This window comes from Acidobacterium capsulatum ATCC 51196, assembly GCF_000022565.1.
Classification (GTDB): domain Bacteria; phylum Acidobacteriota; class Terriglobia; order Terriglobales; family Acidobacteriaceae; genus Acidobacterium; species Acidobacterium capsulatum.
This window is the reverse complement of record NC_012483.1, coordinates 1470146-1493215: the sequence shown is the minus strand read 5'-3', so window position 1 is coordinate 1493215 and position 23070 is coordinate 1470146. Positions and strand designations below refer to the sequence as shown.

At 60.5% G+C, this 23070-nt stretch carries 15 protein-coding genes; 11 read left to right on the top strand and 4 right to left on the bottom strand.

Annotation, left to right across the window (positions count from 1 at the left end):
- Positions 1-25 precede the first annotated feature (25 nt).
- The gene (locus ACP_RS06050) at positions 26-2686 is read right to left on the bottom strand and encodes a glycoside hydrolase family 2 protein (RefSeq protein ID WP_015896409.1); all 2661 of its coding nucleotides are present in this window, start codon (positions 2684-2686) and stop codon (positions 26-28) included.
- A gap of 122 nt (positions 2687-2808) precedes the next feature.
- Entirely contained in the window at positions 2809-3900 is a 1092-nt protein-coding gene (locus tag ACP_RS06045) for a LacI family DNA-binding transcriptional regulator (protein ID WP_238525666.1), read from the bottom strand.
- Between the two features lie 244 nt (positions 3901-4144).
- On the opposite strand from ACP_RS06045, the gene ACP_RS06040 reads away from it, so the two are divergent.
- On the top strand, positions 4145-7804 hold the full coding sequence (locus ACP_RS06040; RefSeq protein WP_015896407.1) for a TonB-dependent receptor: 3660 nt from the start codon (positions 4145-4147) through the stop codon (positions 7802-7804).
- A 112-nt stretch (positions 7805-7916) separates the two neighbouring features.
- Here ACP_RS06040 and ACP_RS06035 read toward each other — a convergent pair whose 3' ends face one another.
- Complete coding sequence (locus ACP_RS06035) at positions 7917-9347, bottom strand: sensor histidine kinase (protein ID WP_015896406.1); 1431 nt, start codon at positions 9345-9347, stop codon at positions 7917-7919.
- Positions 9347-10021: a response regulator transcription factor gene (locus tag ACP_RS06030; RefSeq protein ID WP_015896405.1), complete on the bottom strand. Its 675-nt coding sequence runs from the start codon at positions 10019-10021 to the stop codon at positions 9347-9349. The genes ACP_RS06035 and ACP_RS06030 overlap by 1 nt, the downstream gene beginning before the upstream one ends.
- Positions 10022-10475: 454 nt before the next feature.
- Between ACP_RS06030 and ACP_RS06025 the strand changes: the two genes are divergently transcribed.
- The 10 genes from ACP_RS06025 to ACP_RS05980 all read left to right on the top strand — a co-directional run bounded on the left by ACP_RS06025 (position 10476) and on the right by ACP_RS05980 (position 23029).
- Positions 10476-14207, top strand: coding sequence for a TonB-dependent receptor (locus ACP_RS06025; protein WP_015896404.1), 3732 nt, complete (start codon positions 10476-10478; stop codon positions 14205-14207).
- 299 nt (positions 14208-14506) lie between these two features.
- Complete coding sequence (locus ACP_RS06020; RefSeq protein ID WP_015896403.1) at positions 14507-15676, top strand: porin; 1170 nt, start codon at positions 14507-14509, stop codon at positions 15674-15676.
- Positions 15677-15706: 30 nt separating this feature from the next.
- On the top strand, positions 15707-16099 hold the full coding sequence (locus tag ACP_RS06015) for a hypothetical protein (RefSeq protein WP_041839342.1): 393 nt from the start codon (positions 15707-15709) through the stop codon (positions 16097-16099).
- Between the two features lie 103 nt (positions 16100-16202).
- A complete protein-coding gene (locus tag ACP_RS06010; protein ID WP_015896402.1) occupies positions 16203-16592 on the top strand; it encodes a hypothetical protein in 390 nt (129 codons plus the stop codon).
- 25 nt (positions 16593-16617) lie between these two features.
- Positions 16618-18264: an ammonium transporter gene (locus ACP_RS06005; protein WP_015896401.1), complete on the top strand. Its 1647-nt coding sequence runs from the start codon at positions 16618-16620 to the stop codon at positions 18262-18264.
- A gap of 117 nt (positions 18265-18381) precedes the next feature.
- Positions 18382-18966 carry a hypothetical protein gene (locus ACP_RS06000; protein WP_015896400.1) on the top strand — a complete coding sequence of 195 codons (585 nt, stop codon included), beginning with the start codon at positions 18382-18384 and terminating at the stop codon, positions 18964-18966.
- A gap of 4 nt (positions 18967-18970) precedes the next feature.
- Complete coding sequence (locus ACP_RS05995; protein ID WP_015896399.1) at positions 18971-20344, top strand: cation:proton antiporter; 1374 nt, start codon at positions 18971-18973, stop codon at positions 20342-20344.
- Positions 20345-20443: 99 nt separating this feature from the next.
- Positions 20444-20623 (top strand): hypothetical protein, encoded by a 180-nt coding sequence (locus ACP_RS18285; protein WP_041839340.1) that lies wholly within the window; start codon positions 20444-20446, stop codon positions 20621-20623.
- Positions 20623-21903, top strand: coding sequence for a hypothetical protein (locus tag ACP_RS05985; RefSeq protein WP_041839339.1), 1281 nt, complete (start codon positions 20623-20625; stop codon positions 21901-21903). The genes ACP_RS18285 and ACP_RS05985 overlap by 1 nt, the downstream gene beginning before the upstream one ends.
- 148 nt (positions 21904-22051) lie before the next feature.
- Entirely contained in the window at positions 22052-23029 is a 978-nt protein-coding gene (locus ACP_RS05980; protein ID WP_015896397.1) for a serine/threonine-protein kinase, read from the top strand.
- Positions 23030-23070 lie beyond the last annotated feature (41 nt).

Below are 23070 nucleotides of genomic sequence, written 5' to 3'. Positions count from 1 at the left end.
GTCGCCTCGCTCTTAGCTGTGCTCTTTATTTCCGCGCTGCCGTATCGCTACCGGCAGCGGGCGTCAGCGTCGTCGATGCGATATTCCATCCGCTCAGCTTCACCACTGTGTCTGCCGGGGCATCTTTGGGCAGAGAAGCCGTGAGCGTGCGTGATTCACCGGGCATCAGCTCAATCCAGTCATCTGACCAGATCACCGGAGCAATCAAATCGCCCGACGGTGTCAGCGCTTCCGCCCTCACCTGGAAGGCGAGGTGCCCGGAAGTGTTGTCAAGATGCAGGCGAATCTCGCGGCCCTGCGCGGTGCGCACGATCTCAGCATGAGAGCTTACGCTTGCCTGCGGCAGACCGGTGAGCGCGCGCAGGTCAGGGTAGCGGGCAGCAGGAGTATGCGTGTAGTCCGTCGCATCCCACGCAAAGGTCGTGAGCGTGTAAGGCACCCAGTAGAAGTTGCGGCTCACGACATGTCCGTTGGCGTCAGTGAGCTTGAGGTTGATGAGGAAGATGCGTGTCATGCCATTGAAGAGCTTTTCCGGCAGAGTAAAGACACGCTGCGAGCTGTTGGAGGCGGCATCGACTTTCGCCGTTGCGCTGTAGAGCTCGTTCCAGTGAACATCATGCACCTCTACGTTCGCCGTAAGCCCGCTCACGTAGTGATAGGTGCTGTTGACCACGAGAATGCCTTGATTGTTATAGGAGTACTGAATGTGCAGCGGCTCGCAGGCCTTCTTGACGGCGTAGTAGCCTGCATCAGGATCAAGATTGTAATCGTAAAGATGCCAAATCATCGACGGCCATGCGTTGTTCAGCATCCACTGAATCACGCCGGTCGAAACGAACTTGTTGCCACTGTAGGACTCAAACATCGCGCGCTCTGAGTCATACTCCATGGTGGCCGCCATGCGCGTGTAGTCGGCCAGATTGGTGGGTTTGGCATAAATAGCGTTCATTGCGTTGTCGAGCGCTGCAAGATTTTTGAAGCCGCCGCCGCCATAGTGTAGGCTCCAGTCTGCGGAGGGCGGCCACGCCTGCGGATCGGGCAGAAACTTTTTGCGGCTGGCCAGGGAGGGAATCGCCGGCCCGGGACTCGTCTCGGTGTTGAAGCCATAATCGCCGCCGTGCCGCTCATCGACATACCAGTAGCTGGGTTCCACATAGTCGTAAGGGCCGGTCATTTTCACGCCATTCAGGCCCGTCACTGTAGTGTCTTGCGAAGAGGCTGCCGACAACACAGGATTCGGCCAGTGAGTCTCGGCCTCCACGTTCAGATAAGCCGTTTCCACATTGGCGGGCGGCGCGTTGTCGCTGCCATTCAGCCACGCCAGCAGGCTCGGGTGAGAGCGCAGGCGAAGCATCTGCGAGTGCAACGAGGCCGTGGCCACCTGCAGATCGGTGGGCGTCCAGTTCTTCCAATGCTCCCAATGGTCGCAGCAGCACCAGCCGGCCATGACCAGAATGCCGTCTTTGTCCGCGAGGTGGAAGAAGTCATTCGACTCCATCTTGCCCTCAAGCCGAATCGTATTCAGGTTGAGCGCGCGCACCAGTTGAAACTGCTTCCGCAAACGCACGGGATCGCGCCGCAACAGCATGTCCTGTGACCAGCCGCCCCCGCGAATGAGAATTGGCTTGCCGTTGACGCGGAACAACCTCGCGCCACCCGCGGTCAGCTCCGAGGTGATTTCACGAATGCCAAACGGAATGCTCTTCTGGTCCGAAACCTTGCCCTGAGCGCGCACCGTCATCGTGAGGTCCTCAAGATGCGGAGTGCCCATCTGGCGCGGCCACCAGAGCTTTGGATGGTGAATCGTCAACTGCGGAAACTTTTGCGGCGTGAAGAGAACTGCCTGCGTCGCATGCGGCGCAAGCGTAAGGTCCTGTGTAAACTGAGCGCCCGCTGCGCCGCCAGAGACCGTGACCGGCAGCGGATGATCGGTCGTATTCTGCAACTCTGCCTCTACGGTGAGTTCGGCCTCGTTCAAGTCGCCATCATGAAAGTGCGTGGCCACCATGGGCGAGCGCAGCGCGACAGGCCCGGTCGAAATCAGCTTCACCGCGCCCCACAATCCCATGTCCCGATCCGGCGGGTCTGGATTCCAGTCCACCCAGTTGATGCCGAGGTCCTTGTGGGTCGGCGCAAACACTTCGACCGCAATTACGTTCGTCTGTCCGGGCTTCCACTCCGGCGTCACGTTGAGGTCATAGGTGCGGTACGCGCCGGCAATCTGTGAGGAGTCCGCAACCTTGTGCCCGTTCACCCAGATATCGGCACGGTAATTGATGCCGCCAAAATGCAGCCACTGCTGCCCGTGTGCGTTTGCGGCAGGTGCGATAACCGTGTCGCGATACCACCAGCCGCAGTGGTAGGGGCTGCTGGGCGACATGGGCAGGTTCTCAAAGTTCTCGCCCACCGGATACGTCATGCCCGGCAGCTTGCGCAGGTTGTCGCCAAAGTACGGATCAGGAAAGACGCCTGCCGCCACCTGCGCCGCCAGCACCGTGCTTGGAATCGTCGCCGTAATCCAGCCTTGAGGCGAATAATCTGCGCGCGAAATGGTTTCTCCCCCCGCGCTGAGTTTGCAGGCAGACTGGATGCGCCAGCCATCATGCAGCGGTGTGACCTGGCTCGCGTGCAGCAGCGGAGCCATCATCAAAGCGGCGAGAAGAGAACATAGGCGAGAACGGTTCATCGTCAGGAAACCCCCAGTTTGCCGCCGGGCGGCGTTTTTTCCCAGTCTCCTGCTCTGGAAAACAGCAGGAAAAACATCTGCTTCAATCGTTTGAATTAGGTAATCCGAAAGCTACATGCTTGTCAACGGCGTGCTTCTGATTTTTGCTTTGCAGCCTTTTTCCCTGCTTTTACAAGACCTTGAGGCGGTGCGGATGAGGTACGGGTGACCAGCCTTGGCTGCAGGATGTGCAGTCCGGCCTCCTGCTCTTTTCCATCCTTGCCTTGCGAGAGTGCGCGCAGCATGCGCTCGGTGGCGAGCAGGCCCATCTCCTGCAGCGGCTGGCGAACGGTTGTAATGCCCGGCGTCGAAACGCTCGCCGGCAGAATGTCGTCAAAGCCCACCACAGAGCAGTCTTCCGGCACGCGCAGGCCCGCTTCCGTCAGGCCGCGCACCACGCCCAGAGCGGTGAGATCGTCAAAGGCAATCACGGCGGTGAACTTTTTCCCTGAGCGCAGCATCTGCCCCGCAATCTCGCGTCCGCCGTCAAAGCTCGACATGGAGTCAGAGAGATTGGGCAACTGGAAAACAAGTTGCGGCTCAATGCGAATGCCCGCCTCGGCTGCGGCACTCTGAATGCCTTCCCAGCGCGGCACGCTGTCAAACATCTCCTGCGGCCCGCGAATCACGGCGATGTGCCGATGCCCCAGCGAAGCCAGATGCCGCATCAGCATCGCGCCCCCGGCACGGTTATTCACAAGGATCGACGTTGCGCGCCGCTCCGTCAGGTCGCGACCCACAATCACAATCGGCACGTTGTTTTTTTCAATGTCAGAGAGCAGGTTGGCTTCTTCAAAGACCCAACTCGCAATGATGATCACGCCTTCCGCGCGCCGCTCCAGAATCATGCGCAGGTACTGGTCAAAGAGCTTGCGCTGCGTCTGCGCATTCACCAGCAGCGAAAAGTACTGTGCCTTTTGCAGGCCCTCTTCAATGCCGCGCACCACGGGAATGCAGAACGGGTCAGAGGTGTCATAGGCCAGCACTCCAATGGTCTGTGTGCGGCGGCGGCGCAGCGAACGCGCATACAGATCGGGGTGATAGCCCATCTTCTGCGCCGTCGCTTGAATGCGCTGACGTGTGGACTCGGCGACATGGCGCGAGAGCGGTGCTTCACTCAGCACAATCGACACGGTGGAAACAGAGAGTTGGCACGCGCGTGCAATGTCAGACAAGGTGACATGTCCTGTTGCGCTTCTTCCCACTCTTACCCTCCTCGGCTTTGGTGTCCGAACAGCATCATACGTGGATTGCTGACCGGCCCTGCTTTTCCTTTACTGCCTCAAGAGAATCCTGGCCCTGCCCGCCGGCCTGCAATCCCCGCTTCACAGCCATTTTTTTCTTGACATGGTTTGCAATTGTTCCTAAAGTCGTAATCCATTCAAACGTTTGAAATCAAGAACAAAATACGAGGTGACCATGAAATCCGATGTTCAGCTTGCCAGACGCGCCCTCACGGCCTTATGTACGTTGCTTTTGTGTCTCTTCACCGTGGCTGCATTTGGCCAGGCCGGCAGAGGAGCCATCAGTGGCACGGTCACCGATCCCTCCGGAGCCGTGATCCCAGGCGCAAAGGTCACACTGACCAACTCGGCGACCCATGTCGTGCAAAGCACCACGGCCAATGCTTCGGGCGATTTTGGCTTTCTCTCTCTGAATCCAGGAACCTACAGTCTGCGCGCTAGCCAGCCCGGCTTTGTCACCGTGGTCCATGACCGCATTCCCGTTTCCGTCGATCAAACCACCAATGTCGATCTGGCCCTGCATCTGGGCAGCGTCACGCAGGTGGTGACCGTTACCGGCAGCGAAGGGTTGACGGCCTCCACCAACTCCACCGTCGGCCAGTTGATCAATGCGGCCACCATGGATCGCGTTCCACTGCTGACCCGAGACGTCTATGATCTCGTGCAACTCAGCCCCGGCGTCACCCCGGCCAACGGCGCGCCCAACTCTTCGAATTCACAGGCGATTTCGAGCATCACGAGCGGCCGCCCCGGCATTGACGTTTCCTCCTACACCATCAACGGCGCGGTGCAGGGCTCGGTGTATTACATGGTCGATGGCAGCCCGATCGGCGTGGCTGAGAACAATGCCGGCGTCATTCTTCCGGCCATGGTGCTGCCGGAAGACGATGTGGAAGAGACGCGCGTCGAAACGCAAAACACTCCGGCCACTTATCAAAGCGGCGGCGCTGGCGTGATCAGCCTCGCCACCAAGGCCGGCGGCTCGCAATTCCATGGCGACATCTTCGATGTCACTCGTCCGGATGTGTTGGCGTCGAATGAATACTTCAACAAGCAAGGGCAGCTCTCCGGCGGCATGCCCAATACGCCTCCGTCATTTCATCGCTATCAGGAGGGTGGCTCGCTGGGCGGCCCGATTATTCGTCGCAAGCTGTTTTTCTTTGGCGACTATGAGGCAACACAACAGGCGCTCTTTGATGGATCGAACTTCTTCACCGTGCCCACCTCGGCCGAGCGCACGGGCGATTTCTCCAGCGACAACTTCACCATCTACGACCCGCGTCTTCCCGACAATCCCGACGGCACGCGTCAGCCCTTCGCCAACAACATCATTTCCAATCCCAATCCAATTGCGCTCAAGTTTCTCTCCGAGATGCCCAAGTGCAATTACCCCAATCCTGCTACCTGCGACTCTGATCCCAATGGCGATGTGAATAACTACTACATGCCGGGCACCGATCCCTCCACGGCGCAGAAGTTTGATGTACGTCTTGATTGGGCCAAGAGCGAAAAGCAGCACATCTTCGGCCGCTACTCGTACGCGCACCTCACCAGTTCTCTGGTGAACGCCTTCAACAACATGTGGGATCCCTTCTACGCGCAAAACATCACCAACGCTCACAACTTTCTGCTGGCCGATGACTACACCTTCAACTCCAACACCGTGCTGCAACTGCGGTATTCCTTTACGCGTCACGATGAAAACCAGACCGGAGACCCGCGCCAGACCGGCTTTGACATTACTTCGCTCGGCTTCCCGGCATCGCTGGCCGCGCAGGAAAACTACAAGACGCTGCCCTATGTCATCTTCAACGATGTGGGCGGCGGCGTGGGTGGCACGGCGAACTATGACACCTTCCAGTACGCCAGCGAGAACCACGATTTCATCGCCAACCTCACACGCATTCAGGGCAAGCACCAGTTGAGCTTCGGCTTTGAATATCTGAAGCGCTATCTCAACGTGGGGCAGCCACCGGCTCCCTCAGGGGCTTATTACTTCGACGTGAGCGCGACGGATCAATCGGTAGCGAGCGGCGTGGGCGGCAGCGACTTCGCCTCATTCCTCGTCGGCATGGGCACCGCGCCCGGCACCGAGAGCGTCAACTTCACCAAAGATCTCTTCGTTGCGGAATCCAATCCCTACTACGGCGCATTTGTGCAGGATACCTACCACGCGCTCAAGAACTTCACCATCACGGCCGGCCTGCGGTGGGATGTCTTCGTCGGCCGCAACGAGCGTCACAATCGTTTGGAGTACTTCGACCCGAACGCGCAGGGCAATGACAACGGTGTCGGTTTCACCGGCGCTGAGATTTACGTCAACAGCCATAATCGCTCGCCCTTCACCACCAACCTCAAAGACTTTGGCCCTCGCCTCGGCTTCACCTGGCAGCCGCTCACCCATGTCGTCATGCGCGGTGGCGCCGGCATCTACTATGGCCCCAGCCCTGAGATGGCTGCGAATGGCTCGCTTGACAGCGATGGCTTCTCTTCGGTCACCAACTGGAACGCCACTTGTCTCAACGCCGATGGCAACACGGTCTACAACGGCACCTCAGGGTGCGTGGGTGCTGCGCCGGGCAGTCCTGCCCCGAGTGAAACCGGAATCTATTCGCTTAGCAATCCATTTCCCAATGGAGTGGTGCCAGTGTTGACTTCGCCGCCCTCGGGCCTGAACAACAATCTCGGGCAGACCATCAACACGGTTCTGCATTCCCAGCGCACGCCGACCACTTACAACTACAACCTGGGGCTCGAATATCAGTTTCCTCGCGGCGTGGTGTTGAGTGTCGGCTACGTCGGCAGCCATGGGCTCTTTCTTCCGTTTGGCCAGATTGACCTGAACACCCTGAGCCTTGAAACCATCCGCAAGTACGGCGCGGCGCTCTGCGTTGATACCTCCAACCCGAACTGCCAGATGGTCCCGAACCAGTGGGCCGCCACGCAGCCGGCAACGAACGGCAATTATGGCTCCTCGACTGTTCCGCTGTGGGTAGCGCTGCAGCAGTATCCGCAGTTCGGCAACGGCAGCTATGGCTCGGGCAACGGCGTTCTCGTCAACGGTGATCCCATCGGCGCATCCGAATACAACTCCCTGCAGGCCAAGCTGCAGAAGCGGCTGACCAATCACTTCACCATGCTGGTCGGCTACACATGGGCCAAGCTGATGACCAACGATGGCAACCCTCCGCTGGGCTTTGTGGGCTCGCATGGCGGAGCGCCGCAGGACACCAAGGATCTGCAATACGAGTGGTCCGTCAGCCCGCAGGATGTGAAGTATCAGCTCACTGCCGAGGCCTCTTACGATCTGCCGGTCGGCAAGGGAAGAGCCGTGCAGCTCGGAAAGCTCGGCGACGCCTTTGCCGGCGGCTGGACGGTCAACGGCATCGCCTATATCAGCAGCGGCATTCCCATTGCCTCGCCCACCGTGGGGGCCGGCATCTCCTACTTCAATCAGCGCGCCAATCTCAATTGCAACCCCAGCAAGGGTGCGCCGCGCAATGCCACCACCTGGTTCACTCCGGCCTGCTTCTCGATTCCGTCCAGCCCGTTTGTGCCGGGATCAGCGCCAGCCTATCTCGACCACATGCGCACCATGGGCGCGCGCAATCTTGACTTGTCGCTCTACAAATCATTCTCATTGGGCGGCGAGCGCAACCTGCGCATCGAGGTTTCGTCCTACAACGTGACCAACTATGCGCAGCTCGGCATGCCCAGCGTACCGACCATCACCGCCGTCGAGACGCAGCCAACCGTGGCGGAAACCTTTGGTCAAATCACCAGCACGGTGAATACGCCGCGTCAGTTCCAGTTTGGGGCAAGGTTCAAGTTCTAGGCAGCGCCGCAGCTTGAACTTGCCGTGATTTCCATTCGTAACCGAGGCAGTCGCAATTCGTTTGCGGCTGCCTCTCCTTTTTGTGCCGCGCGCCATTCCTGCCGGTAAGCCGCTAGCTGAACTGCTGCTCCATGTGCGGCGCGGCATTCTCAGACGTGACCTGGGGAAAGCGGATCCGGAAGAGCGATCCTTCGAGCGGCGCGCTCTCCACCGTCAGTTCCGCGCGGTGTGCATCGGCAATCCAGCGGGCAATGGACAACCCAAGCCCGCACCCGGCTTGTGATTTACGCTCGCGCAGATCGGCTTGATAGAAGCGGTCAAAGATCTTCTCGCGCACCTCACGCGTCATGCCGATGCCGGTATCGCGCACGGCCAGCACGGCCTGCCCGTGCTCCAGAGTGACTTCCGCGTGAATGGCGCCACTCGGCGGCGTGTACTTGATGGCGTTATCCACCAGAATGCCGAACAGGCGCTCGAGCAACTGCCGGTCACCATAGATGTAGACCGGCGCTTCAGGCAACACCCAATCCAGCAGAATGCCGTTGGCCTCGGCCAGGTCTTCCACTCTGCGGCAGCCGCTCACGGCGAGATCGCACAGCTCAATTTTCTGAAACGAAACTTCCTGCATGAAGTTGTCGCTGCGTGCCAGCGACAGCAGCGCATCCAGCAGGGTGGAGGCGGTGCGGCATTCGGTCACAATGCGTTCGAGGTCGTCGCGGTGCTCCTGTGCGGAGCGTTGCTGCCGCAGCGAGAGCTGCGCCGTACCCAGCATCACGGTGATCGACGTGCGCAGGTCATGCGAAACATCAGCAGAGAAGCGGCTCAATCGCAGCACTGCGGCTTCGAGCCTGCCCAGCAACTGGTTCCACGCTTCGGCCAGTTGCTGCACCTCGTCGCGCGCCTGCGGCACCGGCAGCCTTGCCGACAGATTGCCGATGCCAATGTTCACCGCAGCCTTCGTCATGCGGTCCACTGGAGCCATCGCACGCCGGCTCAAAAAGTATCCGCCCATGCAAGAAGCCAGCAGAATCAGGGGCAACAGGAACAGCAGTGCATCCCGATAGGTGTCCAGAATATTCAGCTCTTCGCCCAGAATGCCGCCCACATGCAGCGTGACCACGTTGCCTTCAAGCGAAATGGTGTGGCACATCACCACAGCCCACTGCCCCTCAATGCGCGTGAGCTTGTAGCTGCGCTTGGGGCAGTCGCCGGGGGTGGAGGGTACCCGCGGCGCACGGCGACTGCTGACCGGGAAGAGCAGGGAACCGTCCTGCCGGCGAATCTCAAACAGATCCCCCTCATGCGTCACCAGTGCAAAGTTGGCGAGCTGCTCATCGAGCGTCGAGTTCACATGCTCTTTGCGGTTGTCGCGCAGCAGGCGCACCAGCCGGTGCTCGCGACCCACCAGGTGGGTCGCTTTTTCCTGCGTCAGCGCATAAAACATCACGCCATACGAGATCACGCCAAACAGCAGCGCGCCCGCAAAGGTGAGCAGCAGAAACCAGATCGTCAGCTTCGCGCGAATCGGCAGAGAGCGAATCATCAATCCGCCACAAACGTATAGCCCGTGCCGTGAATCGTGCGAATCAGCGGGCGATTCTCTGAGCGGTCGCCCAGTTTGGTGCGCAGGCTATGAATATAGACGTCAAGGGTATTTTCTTTTACGGCCGAGGCGCTTCCCCATCCCGCCTCAATCAGTTCTTCCCGCGACGTCACCAGTCCGCTGCGCCGCATCAGCACTTCCAGCAGATCGACCTGCTTGCGCGTCAGAGCAATCTGGCGTCCGTCGCGTGCCACCACGCGGCGCTGGCGGTCCAGGGTGAGCCCGCCGGCATGCAGCATTTGCGGTGCCTGGGGCTGCACGCGGCGCGCAATGGCGCCCACTCGTGCCAGCAGAATCTCCAGCAGAAATGGCTTTACCAGGTAGTCGTCCGCGCCCAGGTCAAATGCCTCCAGCACCTTCGGCACGGCATCCACGGCCGTCAGCATCAGAATCGGAGTCTTGCAATGTTGCGCGCGCACCCGTTCCAGCACTTCCAGGCCGCTCATTCCGGGCAGAAGGATATCGAGCAGCGCCGCATCAAATTCGCCCGAGAGCATGCGCCGTGCTCCGTCGGCTCCGTCATGCGTCACTGAAACGCGATGGCCGTCTTCCCTGAGCCCGCGCTCCACCAGTTGGGCAATGCGCCGGTCATCTTCAATGAGCAGAACGTTCATATCCGGTAAGCCGTCATGCTACCGGCCGGTTGTGACAGGGGTGTTAAGGTGCGGTCACAAAAAATCGATTCTGCGGCGTGCCCGGTTGGCGACGCCGGATCTCAGGAGTCCCGGTCGGGTCACCGCACCCTGCGCGTTTTTATGATATTGCTAATAGTTTTCCTGTTCTTTCCGATCTCTCAAAAGAGGCGGAAAACGTATCCCGTGCCGGGCAAACGAATGCCTTAAACGTTAACTCAGAATCCAATAGCTATGGCCAGTAAAAAGGACGCTGCTTCGGCCTTTTGCTGGCATGGTAAAGCGGTATAACTCGTTAGGAAAATCGCTTTGCCCACTTGACAATAGTTTTCCCGCTGTGGCTGAATGCTATACGGTAATCGATTGTAAACAGTTAGTTAACGGTTTTATTTGCATCACTTTTTGACACAGGTAAATCTTCAGGAGGCAGTCAACAATGGAACCCAAAAACGGGCGATGGGGCCGCTACTTGCGGCTTGCCGTCGCGTCTGCGGCCGTCTGCGCGGCGCCGCACATGCTCCTTGCACAAGCCAACAATGCTACCCTCAGCGGCACCGTGGTCGATCCCACGCACGCCGTTCTTCCCGGTGCGACGGTCAAGTTGACCAACGTGGCCACCGGCGACGTGCGCACCACCAAGTCCAACGGAACCGGCGACTTCACCTTCGTCGATCTGCCCTCGGCCAACTTTACGTTGTCCGTGCAGATGTCCGGCTTTCAGGTCGATAAGGTTGGCGGAATCCACCTCGATCCAGGCGACTCGCGCAACCTGCACGAGCTCATTCTGCAGCCCGGCTCCACGACGCAAACCGTCGTGGTCAAAACCGCGGCCAATGAAATCACCCTGGATTCCGGCTCCGCCAGCACCCTCATCTCTGCGCAGGACATCAAGCACCTCGCCGTCGAAGGCCGCGACGTTACGGAACTGTTGAAAATTCTGCCCGGCTTCTCGCTCTCGACCGGCAACAACAGCGTCACCAATACCCCGGTGAGTGATCCGGCCCAGGTCTCCGTGGCCGGCGGCTACGGTTCCTATTCTGCTGAAGGCACCATCAGCAGCGCGATTGAAGAACTGTATGACGGCATCGACATTACAGACCCCGGCAACTACGGCGGCAGCCTGCAGAACATCAACTATGATCAGGTCGCTGAAGTGAAGGTGGACACCTCGGGCGCCACAGCGGATAACGTCGGCGGCCCGGTGATCATCAATGCTGTTGGCAAGTCTGGCACGCGCGAGTTCCACGGCGATGTATACACCTATGGGCGCACCTATCAGATGAATTCGGTGGACTGGCTTTCTAAGTTTGATCATCAGTCCGCTCCGCCAGACCGCGAAATCTATCCCGGCTTTGCCATCAGCGGTCCCGTCCTGCTGCCGCATCTGGACTTCAATCACAACCGGCACCTCACGTTCTTCGCCGGTCTTGAAGGCTACTTCCAGAAGAACGAGTATGCCTACGGCAACGCTGGTAGCGCGATCGTCACGGCCCTGGTTCCCACCGCAGCCATGCGCAACGGCGATTTCAGTCAGGCACAGCTCAATCAGTACCTGGGGCCGCTCGCGAGCAATAGTTCCTATGCAAACCTCGCCCGCGTTCCGGCGACCGGCCTTGACGGAACTCCTCTGGCCAATGGACAGCTGGGCTCCAACCTCAATGCCACGCAGCAGGCGCTGATTAATACTCTTCCATTGCCGAACCAGGCTACGGTCACGCAGGGCTACAACTATGCGCACACCAACCTGATCGACAATGACAATTGGCAGGGCCAGATCCGCATCGACGACCAGATTAATCAAAACAACCGGTTGTTTGTCATGTACAGCACCGAACGCGGTAAGGAAGGCGTTCCCCAGGTGCCCTACTACTCTCCACATGGCCCGACGGGCGGCACCAACACTCCGGGTGGCGGCATGCTGGCAGATCTCAACTCCGAGATCGGCACGCTCAATCTGACCACCATCCTCAGCCCCACCATGACCAACCAACTCAGTCTGTCCGGTGCTTATTTCGACCAGGATTACGTTCTGAAAGACCCGGCCGCTTTGACGCTGAATGGACAGTGGAATTTTTCTGGCATCTTTAACAATGGGTCCAAAGTCATTCCCGAGTTCCAGGATTACGGCTACAACGGTCTGCCTGTAAACCTTTATCCGGATACCAGCTTTGGCGGTATTTACGCCAAGAAGTGGGATCGTTACGGAGAAGACGACATCACCAAGGTGCTGGGCCGTCACACCCTGCGCGGTGGCATCTATATCGGTCTCACCAACAATCACCAGGCCACGCCCTTCGTTGCTACAAACGGCGCGATTGACATGTATTACATCGGCAGCACCTATAACGACGCGCCCAATGGCACCACCGAATATTCCACCGGTGCTCAGGGTAGCGGGAACGGCGGCAACTATCTTGCCGACTTCCTCGAAGGTGGTGTCTTCCAGTACTCGCAAACCAATCTGGACCCGGCTCCCAATATCTATTTCTGGAACATTGCCGGTTACGTTCAGGATCATTACCGTGTCACGCCCTACATCACACTGCAGTATGGCGTCCGCATTGATGATCTGGCTCCCTGGAGCGATGCCCACGGCATCGGCATCCCTGTGTGGGATCCCTCCACCTACACCACGGGTCAGAATCCCAGCCTGCCCGGCTTCCTCTGGCACGGAATCGATAAGAGCATTCCCGCCTCAGGCATCAACGCGCATGCTCCTTTCATTGAACCGCGCGTAGGCTTTGCCTGGGATATGCGTCACAACGGCCAGACGGTGCTGCGCGCCGGCTTCGGCCTCTACACCTCGCACGACTCCGCAAATGATGTTGAGACACCGGCGAGCGAAGCCGTGGGGCAGCGCACCATTCAGCTCACCGGCCCGTTCCTCTACCAGCAGGCAGTACCTGAGCTGGCGAAGAATGCCGTCACCGGCTCGGGCTTCACCCCAACCACCAGCGTCTCCGGCTTCAAGATGGGTGACGATCTGCAGCCGCAGATCTATACCTACAACGTGGATCTCGATCAGCGGACAATCTGGCACTCCCTGCTTCAGATCGCATACATCGGCAACATCTCGCGGCATCTGCTCGACAATGGTTCGACGCAGCCTGTCACCACTGACAACATCAACGCCATCCCGATTGGTGGCCTTTACAAGGCCGACCCAATCACTGGCCAGACCTATCCTCTCGCCTGCCCGCCCGGCAGCAGCAGCAGCACCTGCACGGCAATCAGCGGATTGAGCCAGCAGCAGGTGGATGACTTCCGTCCGTTCCCTGATTACAACGCGCTCAACATCGCAAGCCACCGGCTCTACGCGAACTACAACTCCCTGCAGGTCACGTGGAACAAGCAGCAAGGGCCGCTGACCTTTGGCATCAACTACACCTGGTCCAAGGCTCTGGGCGTATGGGGTGCTTCCAACAACGGCACCCCGGGAACTCCGTTCGATCTGCGCTCAAACTACGGTCCAGAGGCCTTTGATCGCCGGAATGCCTTCAACGCCACCTATGCATACACGGTGGGCAAGATCTTCCATCAGCGGTTGCTGGCCGGTCTCGCCAATCAGTGGATGATCTCTGGCATCACCACGGCGCAGAGCGGATCGCCTCTCCAGGCAAGCTGGAACCCTGATTTCGGCACCACGGGTTCGTTGAACATTTTGTACAACGGCTACAAAGCCAACATTCCGGTCAGCGCGCAGGAACTGCTGGGTACCCCGGATGTCTATCTCATGCCGCAGGTAACGTGTAATCCGGCCGCAACGCATGGTTCGCACGTCTACATCAACAACTCCTGCTTCAGCCTTCCAACCCAGGTTGGACAGCAGGGGCCCTATCAGTTCCATGAGGTCGCCGGACCTGCCTTCTTTGACACGGATCTCTCGCTGCAGAAGAGTTTCGGTCTTGGTGGCAGCCGGAGCATCCTGGTCCGTTACACGGCCTTCAACTTCCTCAACCATGCCAACTCCACGTTGGACACGAACGTTGAGCCGAATAATCTGATTCTCAACTACACCAACTTCAACTCAACCAACTCCAATACCTTCTATCAGTCGCTCCCGAATGCGCTGGCAAGCGCGACGAACAGCAATGCGAACGTGTTCGGAACGACCAACATCAAGATTGGCCGCCGCATCTCTGAAGTTGAGGTTAAGTTCAGCTTCTAACTCGGCATCAACTCTTATCTGCGGGGTGGCTTCGGCCACCCCGTTGCTTTTTGCTCTTATCTTTCTAATCAATACCCCCCGCCCGGCCTTGGTGGATTCTTATGCCCTTTATGTAAGTTCTTTATGAATTCCTCATGACCAACATGAGTTCCTAGGTCCATCCAGAACGCAAGCAGTTTTTACAGAGGCAACGTTTCAGGGCCCCGGGAGGAGGGTTCCGCTGGAGCTGTACCTATTAAGCCTCGTTGGATGTGTCGATGCAGTCAGCAGTACACATTTTTGGATGGAGGAACCGCGTCTTGAAAATCAAACCTGTTTCACGTGGATTGTTCGGAGTTCTTCTTTGCTGCAGCGTTGCAGCCTTTGCACAGACTCAGAGTGCACCGGCACCTGCAGCCGCCCCATCACCTGCACCCGCACCTGCTCCCGCGCCCTCAGTATGGAGTGTCGGTTCGCTCGACTTCAGTGGCCTGGTCGACGGCTACTACAGCTACAACGCCAACCGCCCAAGCAATGCCGCCAACGGACAGGTCAACGACCTGTACAACTTCAACGACAAGACCGATCAGTTCAACCTGGCGATGGCCAAGCTCACCATCAACCACAATCCTGATCCGGTCGGCGTGCATGTGGATCTCATCTTCGGCCGCGCCAATGACATCATGCACCCCAGCACCGACAAGAACACCGACAGCTACATTGAGCAGGCCTACATCAGCGCCACTCCTCCCAAGTGGCACGGCACTGAGCTTGACTTCGGCCAGTTTGTAACCTCCGCCGGCGCTGAAGTCATCGAGGCGATGAATGACTGGAACTACTCGCGTTCCATCCTCTTTGCCTGGGCCATTCCTTACTATCACTTCGGCATCCGCACCTCCACGCCCGTCACCAAGTCCTGGACCGCCGGCGTGCAGGTCGTCAACGGCTGGAACAATGTCGTGGCCAACAACGGCGGCGTCACCGTCGGCCTCACCAGCCTCTACACCAAGCCCAAGTACAACTGGGCGCTCAACTACTACGTCGGCCCGCAGAATACCGACACACAGAAGGCCTACCGCAACCTGATTGACACCACGCTCAATCTCACGCCTACGCCCAAGTTCAGTGCTTATCTCAACTACGACTACGGCCAGAATCACACCGATGCCTCCGGCGCAACGCCTGAGTCTTCGGCGCACTGGCAGGGCTTCGCCGGCGATCTGCACGAGCAGTTCCTGCCCAAGCAGGCGCTCTCGTTTCGTGGTGAATTTTTCAATGACAGCGAGGGCTACTCCACCGGCACCACGCAGCAGCTCAAAGAGGTCACCGCGACTTATGAGTACAAGTGGAACGCAGGCGCGCTCACCCGCGTGGAGTACCGGCGCGACTGGTCTGATCAGCCTTTCTTCCACAAGGGAGATACCGGAATGGTCGACGCGCAATCCACGCTGACCGTGGCTTTCATCGCTTTCTTTGGTCCGAAGCGGTAACGCGGCGGCAAACCTCGAACGGAGATACCCATGAAGGATCAGGCACTCTTTCTCGAACTCTTGGTTTCCGGCTTCTTTGCTGTCGCCTGCTTCAAGGCGAGAGCGGGGGAGATCCGGGACATCGCTCAGCGCCCGCGCGATCTGTTCCGTCTGACCGATCGCGTGGAGCGGCTCAGCCGCTCCCGCTGGCAGTGGTTTGCCATGGTCGGGATTCTCATCCTGGTCCGGCTGCAGACCGGCGTACCGCTGGTCGTCGAGCTCACGGCGGCTCTGCAGTTCATCGTCTTTCTCGCGCTTCCCGTGGCCAAAGAGCAGAAGAGCGCCACCCGAGAGCGAGTCACGCTTGAGACGCCAGTCAGAAAAGGCCGGAGCGGGCGTCACCGGCGCGTTGCGGTTCCTGTTTCCGGTCCCGGGGCGAGCTGATCGCATCCGGGCGGAAGCCAGCCCCCGGCTCTGAGCTTTCTCCTCGCTCAGGGCCAGGGAATCACCCCATGCAGTTCAATCAATTCTTCCTGGAGGAAGGGATATGGCGGCAAACAAATCACAGGGCCGGTCGTTAGGGCTCTTTCTTGGAGGGCTGACGGCCACGTGTGCCGGAATCGCAGCCTTTTCGAGTGGTGTGGGCAAGGCTGCGCTGGTCATTGGGCTCGTCGTTCTGGCAGCGTCGTTCTTCACGTTCTTCAAGCTCAAACCGCTGGAAGGCAAACCTGCGCTGGGCGCGCAACCTGCCGTGATGAAGCTGGTAGGAGCGGTCGTCACCGCGGGCGGCTGGCTGCTCACGCTCTTTGGCCTGCACCTCACCGCATCGGTGGGCGGACGCATGGTCATCGCGCTCGTGGGTCTCGCGATTTCGCTGGTCGGCATGATCGGAATTCTGCCGGCGGCGTGCAACAAGAACGCCATTTGGAAGGCCTAACTTTTCTTAAACCGGAGCCCAGCCAATGAAGAAATTCCGCAATCGAGTTTGGATTTGCGCAGTCGCGTTGCTGCTCGCCTTGGGCAACACGGCTCACGCCCAGGCCGGATCGGCCGCCGCCGATCTTAAAGCCGCCGCAGCCGCGGCCCCCACTGCCACCCAGATGTCGCAGGGCGACCCTGGCGGCACGCTCACCGGCACCATCAATGACGTGCCGGTCTCCAATGCTAAAGCCGGAGTCACCACCGGCGATGTCGCCAATCAGGTCGGCCAGAACAAAATCGCCATCAACTTTGTCTGGACACTCGTCACCGGCTTCCTCGTCATGTTCATGCAGGCTGGCTTCGCCATGGTCGAGGCGGGTCTCTGCCGCGTCAAAAACGCCAACCACACCTACATGATGAACTTCACCGTGTATGCGTGCGGGCTCTTCGCCTACTGGCTCATAGGCTTCGCCATACAAATGGGCGGTGCCGCCGGCAACGGCAATCTTGGCGGCCTCGCCACGCTCGCTCCCGAGCACATGATCACCCTCTTCGGCGCCCACTGGGGAGTTTGGGGAACGCAGGGCATGTTCCTCTCCGGCCACACTTATGATGTGGGCGTGATGGTCATCTTCCTCTTCGAGATGGTCTTCATGGATACGGCCCTCACCATCGTCACCGGCGCGGCCGCCGAACGCTGGAAGTTCCTCACCTTCTGCGTCTCGTCCGTGCTCATGGGTGCGTTCACTTATCCTCTGTTCGGCAACTGGGCATGGGGCGGCGGCTGGCTCTCGGCCCTCGGTTCCAACCTTGGTCTCGGCCATGGCTATTGCGACTTTGCCGGCTCCGGCGTGGTGCATGCCGTCGGTGGCCTTACCGCTCTTGCCGTTGCCCTTATCCTCGGCCCCCGCATCGGAAAGTTTAATCGCGATGGTTCAAGCAACGCCATCATCGGCCATGACATCTCGGCCGTGCTGGTCGGCTGCTTCATCCTTGCCTTCGGATGGTTCGGCTTCAACCCCGGCAGCACGCTGGGCGCGTCGGCCGCAGGCAATCTGCGTATCGGCACCATCGCGGTCGACACCATGCTCGCCGGCTGCACCGGAACCTTCGGAGCCCTCCTCTACATGTGGATCTTCAAGGGCAAGCCCGATGCCGGCATGGGCGCCAACGGCCTGCTTGCAGGCCTGGTGGCCATCACGGCTCCGAGCGGCTTTGTGAACACGGTGAGCGCGGCCATCATCGGCTTCATTGCCGGCGTCCTGGTCTGCATCAGCGTGGCCTTCATTGAGAACAAGCTCAAGGTCGACGATCCCGTCGGTGCGGTCTCCGTCCACGGCACCTGCGGTCTCTGGGGCGTTCTCTCTGTCGGGCTCTTTGCTGACGGCAAGAGCAATTACGGCGGCGCATGGAACGGCGTCAACGGCTCAGTCACCGGCCTCTTCTATGGCGATGCGGGCCAACTCGTCGCACAGCTCGTCGGCATCGTGACGCTGATCGGCTTCGTCTTCACCTTCAGCTTCGTCCTCAACTGGATTCTCGACATCACGGTAGGCCAGCGCGTCTCTGCCGAGTCGGAAGTCGCGGGTCTCGACCTGCCAGAAATGGGCCAGCTCGGTTACCCCGAGTTCGTCTTCAAGCCGGAACCCGCATTCCTCACGATGGCCGAAGAAGCCGCCATCGCCTGAGCACCACTTCTCCTGCATGCAGCGGAGGGAACTACTCTTGTCGTTCCCTCTGCTGCACCTTTGTTCTCCAGCCCGCGCCTGCACAATGCGCGGTCCACGTTCCAGGAGCTTACGAAGATGACCGGCACGACTCAGTGGTCCACCGCAGCCAATACTGAATCCTCCCTGACCTCCTCGCAGGCCGCGCCACTGGCCCTCCCGGCGGCCATTCCTGACGCGGCCCGCACGCAATTGGCGCGCATGTTCCGCGACCCCAGTCTGCTCGAACGCCCCGAGCGCGCCGAACTCGTCGCTCATCTGCGCGAGGCCGTCGCATTGCAGCCGGAGTCCGCTCCGCTCCGCGTGCTGCTCGGCATGGCGCTCTGCGTCAACTTCGATGGCCAGTCCGCCATGGAAGAGCTGCGCGAAGCCTGTCGTCTCGAACCCGAAAGCTTCATCGCCCGCCTCAAGTTTGGCGAGCTGCTCATGCGCCTGCGCATCTGCGATCAGGCTGCCGAGCAAACGCAGTTGGCCGTCGAGCTGGCCGCCAATTCGCTGCAGGCCGACCTTGCGCGCCGCCAGGCCGCCACCATCCGCACCATGCTGCGCGAGGGCATCGAGCGTGGCGGATATGGCAAAATGCTTCAGATGTTCAGTTTCGCGCGCCGCTGGAGCGGCCGTTCCGCCAAGGAGTCCAGCGCCGTAGCCCTGAGCCCGCAGTAGCTCGATGCCACAGATTCTCCAACTCGCGCTTTTGATCGCGATTCTTCTGCCTGCCAGCAAGATTTTCGCGTCCGTCTGCTCCCGCGTCGGCATCCCCGGCATCATCGGGGAGCTGCTCGTGGGCATCGTCGCTGGCCCGGCCGCGCTCAACATGCTCCACATGGCGCCCTTTCGCGGAGCCCAGGCCGACAGTGCCTTCATGCTGCTCGCGCAAGTCGGCGGCCTCGTGCTCATGTTCATCGCCGGCTTTGAGACCGACATCGACCGCATGAAAGAGGCCGGCGTCACGGCCTTTCTGGTCGCGCTCTCCGGCGTCATCTGGCCCTTCTTTCTCGGTGCGGCCGCCGGTCACATGCTCGGCCTGCCCTGGAACGTCGCCCTCTTTCTCGGCGGCGCGCTCACCGCCACCAGCGTTTCCATCTCGGCTCGCACTCTCATGGATGCCGGGCGCATGTCATCCCCCGAGGCCTCCGTCATTCTGGGCGCGGCTGTCATCGATGACGTCATGGGCCTCTTCGTGCTGGCCTTTCTCACCGCCACCGCCAGCGGAGCTGATGTCCAGTCCTTCGGCGTCGCTCCCGCCGCCGCCGTCTGGCTGCAGCATCATGTCAGCTTTGCCGCGCAATACCCGCTGGCCGTGCGCATGCTGCTCATCGCTCTCAGCGTCGGCATCTTCTTCGTCATCGGCTACGGCGGAGCCAAACGCTGGCTCGACCCGCTCATCCTGCAGATGCGCCGCCTCTCTTCGGCCGAGGCTGTCACCAGTTGCGTCCTCGCGCTCGTCTTCGTCTATGCCGTCGGCGCCGAATGGCTCGGCAGCGTCGCCGGCATCACCGGCGCTTATCTCATCGGCTTCGTCTTTGCCGAGTCTGATTTCAAGGCCGACGTCGAGCGCACCTTTCACGCGCTCGGCCACGGTCTGCTGATTCCGCTCTTCTTCATCTCCATCGGCATCACCAGCGACTTTCGCGCCCTCGGCGGACACTGGCTGCTGCTCGGCGTCATATTTGTCATCGCTGTAGTTACAAAAATGTTCGGCTGCGGACTCGCGGCTCTCGCGCGCGGCCTCAGCCCCGTGCGCAGCCTGCGCATCGGTTGCGGCATGGTCTCGCGTGGCGAGGTCGGCATCATCGTCGCCGCCATGGCCGTGCGCGCCAAAATCTTCACCGAGTCGCAGGTCGCGCTCATGGTTGCCGTCGTGCTGCTCACCACGCTGCTCACGCCCGTGGCCCTGCGCGGAGCCTTCCATCTCAAGTGCGCCGAAGACGATGAAGACATTCCCGGCGGCGGCGAAGTCATGGACGAAGCCGCCCCCGCGTCCTACGCAGCAACCGCTGAATCCGGCTCCACGCAGCTCAAGGCAAGGGCCGAGGCCTGACAGGGAATCCGCCATGATGCAGACACCCATCCATCCCCGCATGACGTACAGCCTCAATCCGGCCTTGCCTTTTGCCGAAATTCTCTTCGGGAGCGCACGATGAAGTGGGCCGGTTTTCTCCTGCTCCTTTCCGGATGGCTGCTGCTGCTCATCGCGCCGGTGATTTTGTCATCGACATGGTTACGTTTTGTCTTTGTCGTTGCGGGCCTTCTGGTGGAACTGCTCGGTCTCTTCCTCGCCGGCCGTTATCATCGCGCCCTCGCCGGAGGACAAACCTGATGCCGCTCGACACCGTATCCGCCGTTCTCTGCCTGCTGCTGCTCCTGCTCGCGCCGCTCGCACTGTGCGGAATCGCGCTGCTCAACACCGGCCTCGGCCGCTCGCGCAGCGCGGCGCAATCGCTGCTCGGCGCGCTTGCGATCATCGCCGTCGCCGCCATCGTCTTCTGCATGACAGGCTTTTCCTTCGCGGCCTATCCGGGCAATACCCACTACTCGCTCGACCTCGGCTCCACCTCCTGGAACTGGATCGGCGCGCGCCCGCTTTTCCTCGGCGGCCTGCACTGGACCGGAACTCCCGCCAGCTTCGCCGCCGCGCTCGAGGCTCTGGCCGCAGGCTTCGCCGCCTTGATTCCCTGGGGCTCGGGCGCGGACCGCTGGCGTCTCGGCTCAGTTTGTCTAGTCACGGCGGTCTTTGCTGCGTTCGCTTTTCCCGTCGTTACGCACTGGGTCTGGGGCGGCGGCTGGCTCGCCACGCTCGGCACGAGCTTTCATCTCGGAGCGGGATTCATCGACCCCGGCGGCGCAGCCACCGTGCAGGCGCTCGGTGGTCTCAGCGCTCTGGCAGTCATCTGGATTCTCGGCCCGCGCCGCACCAAGTTCTCCGGCTCCTCCATGCCGCGCGCCATTCCCGGCCATCACATGATCTATGTGCTGCTCGGCTGCCTGCTGTTGCTGCCCGGCTGGATGGCCTTCAACTGTCTCGGCGCAATTCTCTTCGCAGGTATCGCCCTGCCGTCGCTGGTGCTGGTGGTGCTCAACACGCTGCTCAGCGCCGCCGCCGCATTGCTGGCTGCGATGCTGGTGACGGGCCTGCGCTTTCGCAAGCCCGATGCCTCGCTCTGCGCCAACGGATGGGTCTCAGGCCTCGTCGTCAGCAGCGCGCTGGCGCCTTATGCCTCGCCTGCCGAGGCGCTGCTGGCTGCCGCGCTCGCCGGTGGTGCGCTGCCGTTTCTGGTCGAGTGGTTCGAAGTCTACGCCCACATGGATGATCCCTCCGGAGCCATTGCCGTCCACGGCGTCTCGGGCCTGTGGGGCCTCTTCGCGCTGGGCCTGCTCGGCGGCTTTCCGCCCGGCCAGATGCTCGCGCAACTGCTTGGCATCGGCACGCTGCTGGGCCTCGTGTTCCCGCTGCTCTACGGCATGCACTGGCTGCTCAACAAGGCGCTGCGCTACCGCACCTCGGCCGAGGGAGAACGTCTCGGCATGGACCTGCACGAACTGGGCGCCGGCGCTTATCCAGAGTTTGTGATCTACGGAGACGAATTTCTGCCCCGATGACTCTCTGCCCGCCGCAATCGCGACGCATGGCCGCCGGCTTACGGAAAATGAGCGGCAACTTTACGCATTTCTTACCTCCTGGCTGGCTATACTCCAGCCATGCTGATCTCTCCCGCGGCTCGACGGGCCGCCGAAAGAGGAACGCTTCATGATGCTTCCTGCTGAAGTCGAAGTCGGCGCGCAGCTTGACCACTACCGCATCGACGCCAAGGTAGCCGAGACGGCCATGGCCACCATCTACCGCGCCACTGACGAGCGCGACGGCCGCCAGGTCGCCATCAAGGTGCCGCACGCCTCCATCGAGGCTGACCCCATTCTCTTTGACCGCTTCAAGCGCGAAGAAGAGATCGGCGAAAGCATGCACCACGTCAACGTCATGCAGATCGTGCCGCATCATGACCACTCCCGCCCCTACATGGTCATGGAGTGGGTGCCCGGCAAGCTGCTCCGCACGCTGCTCAATGAAGAGCATGCCTTCTCGCAGGAGCGCGCCATCCGCATCACCCTCGGCATTCTGCGCGCGCTCGAATACATTCACAATCACGGCGTCGTACACCGCGACCTCAAGCCGGAAAACATCATGGTTGACGAGCACGACCACATCAAGCTCATTGACTTTGGCATCGCCTCGCTCGAAGGCGCCAAACGCCTCACCTACACCGGTTACACACAGGCGCTCGGCACGCCCGAATACATTTCGCCCGAGCAGGTGAAGGGCAAGCGCGGCGATGCGCGGTCTGATCTGTATGCGCTCGGCATCATGCTCTACGAAATGCTCACCGGCAAAACGCCCTTCACCGGCCCATCGCCCCTGGCCGTGATGAATGAGCGCCTCATGCGCCACCCTTTGCCGCCGCGCGAGGCCAACCCGCAGATCACGCCTCACCTGCAAGAGGTGCTTTACCGCGCCCTCGAGCGTGACCCGCGCAACCGCTACCCCAACGCGCACGCCTTCGCCTGGGATCTTGAAAATCTCGACAAGGTTGGCGTGGCCGATCGCAGCGAGTTGCGCGAGTGGAAGACCCAGCGCTCCGGCTCCTGGCGCAAGGTGCTGGTCTACGTGGCGCTGGCCGCCATTCCCATTGCGCTCTTCGTGGCCATGCTGCTGTTGTCGCAGCGCCATTGAGTCCTCTCCGTGCCTGCTCTTCATGCAATCTTCATGGCTCG

Excerpts from the sequence above, each read along its gene's own strand:
- ACP_RS06050 (WP_015896409.1), bottom strand. The coding sequence starts at position 2,686 with ATGAACCGTTCTCGCCTATGTTCTCTTCTCGCCGCTTTGATGATGGCT.
- ACP_RS06040 (WP_015896407.1), top strand. The coding sequence starts at position 4,145 with ATGAAATCCGATGTTCAGCTTGCCAGACGCGCCCTCACGGCCTTATGT.
- ACP_RS06035 (WP_015896406.1), bottom strand. The coding sequence starts at position 9,347 with ATGATTCGCTCTCTGCCGATTCGCGCGAAGCTGACGATCTGGTTTCTG.
- ACP_RS06030 (WP_015896405.1), bottom strand. The coding sequence starts at position 10,021 with ATGAACGTTCTGCTCATTGAAGATGACCGGCGCATTGCCCAACTGGTG.
- ACP_RS06025 (WP_015896404.1), top strand. The coding sequence starts at position 10,476 with ATGGAACCCAAAAACGGGCGATGGGGCCGCTACTTGCGGCTTGCCGTC.
- ACP_RS06015 (WP_041839342.1), top strand. The coding sequence starts at position 15,707 with ATGAAGGATCAGGCACTCTTTCTCGAACTCTTGGTTTCCGGCTTCTTT.
- ACP_RS06010 (WP_015896402.1), top strand. The coding sequence starts at position 16,203 with ATGGCGGCAAACAAATCACAGGGCCGGTCGTTAGGGCTCTTTCTTGGA.
- ACP_RS06005 (WP_015896401.1), top strand. The coding sequence starts at position 16,618 with ATGAAGAAATTCCGCAATCGAGTTTGGATTTGCGCAGTCGCGTTGCTG.
- ACP_RS06000 (WP_015896400.1), top strand. The coding sequence starts at position 18,382 with ATGACCGGCACGACTCAGTGGTCCACCGCAGCCAATACTGAATCCTCC.
- ACP_RS05995 (WP_015896399.1), top strand. The coding sequence starts at position 18,971 with ATGCCACAGATTCTCCAACTCGCGCTTTTGATCGCGATTCTTCTGCCT.
- ACP_RS18285 (WP_041839340.1), top strand. The coding sequence starts at position 20,444 with ATGAAGTGGGCCGGTTTTCTCCTGCTCCTTTCCGGATGGCTGCTGCTG.
- ACP_RS05985 (WP_041839339.1), top strand. The coding sequence starts at position 20,623 with ATGCCGCTCGACACCGTATCCGCCGTTCTCTGCCTGCTGCTGCTCCTG.
- ACP_RS05980 (WP_015896397.1), top strand. The coding sequence starts at position 22,052 with ATGATGCTTCCTGCTGAAGTCGAAGTCGGCGCGCAGCTTGACCACTAC.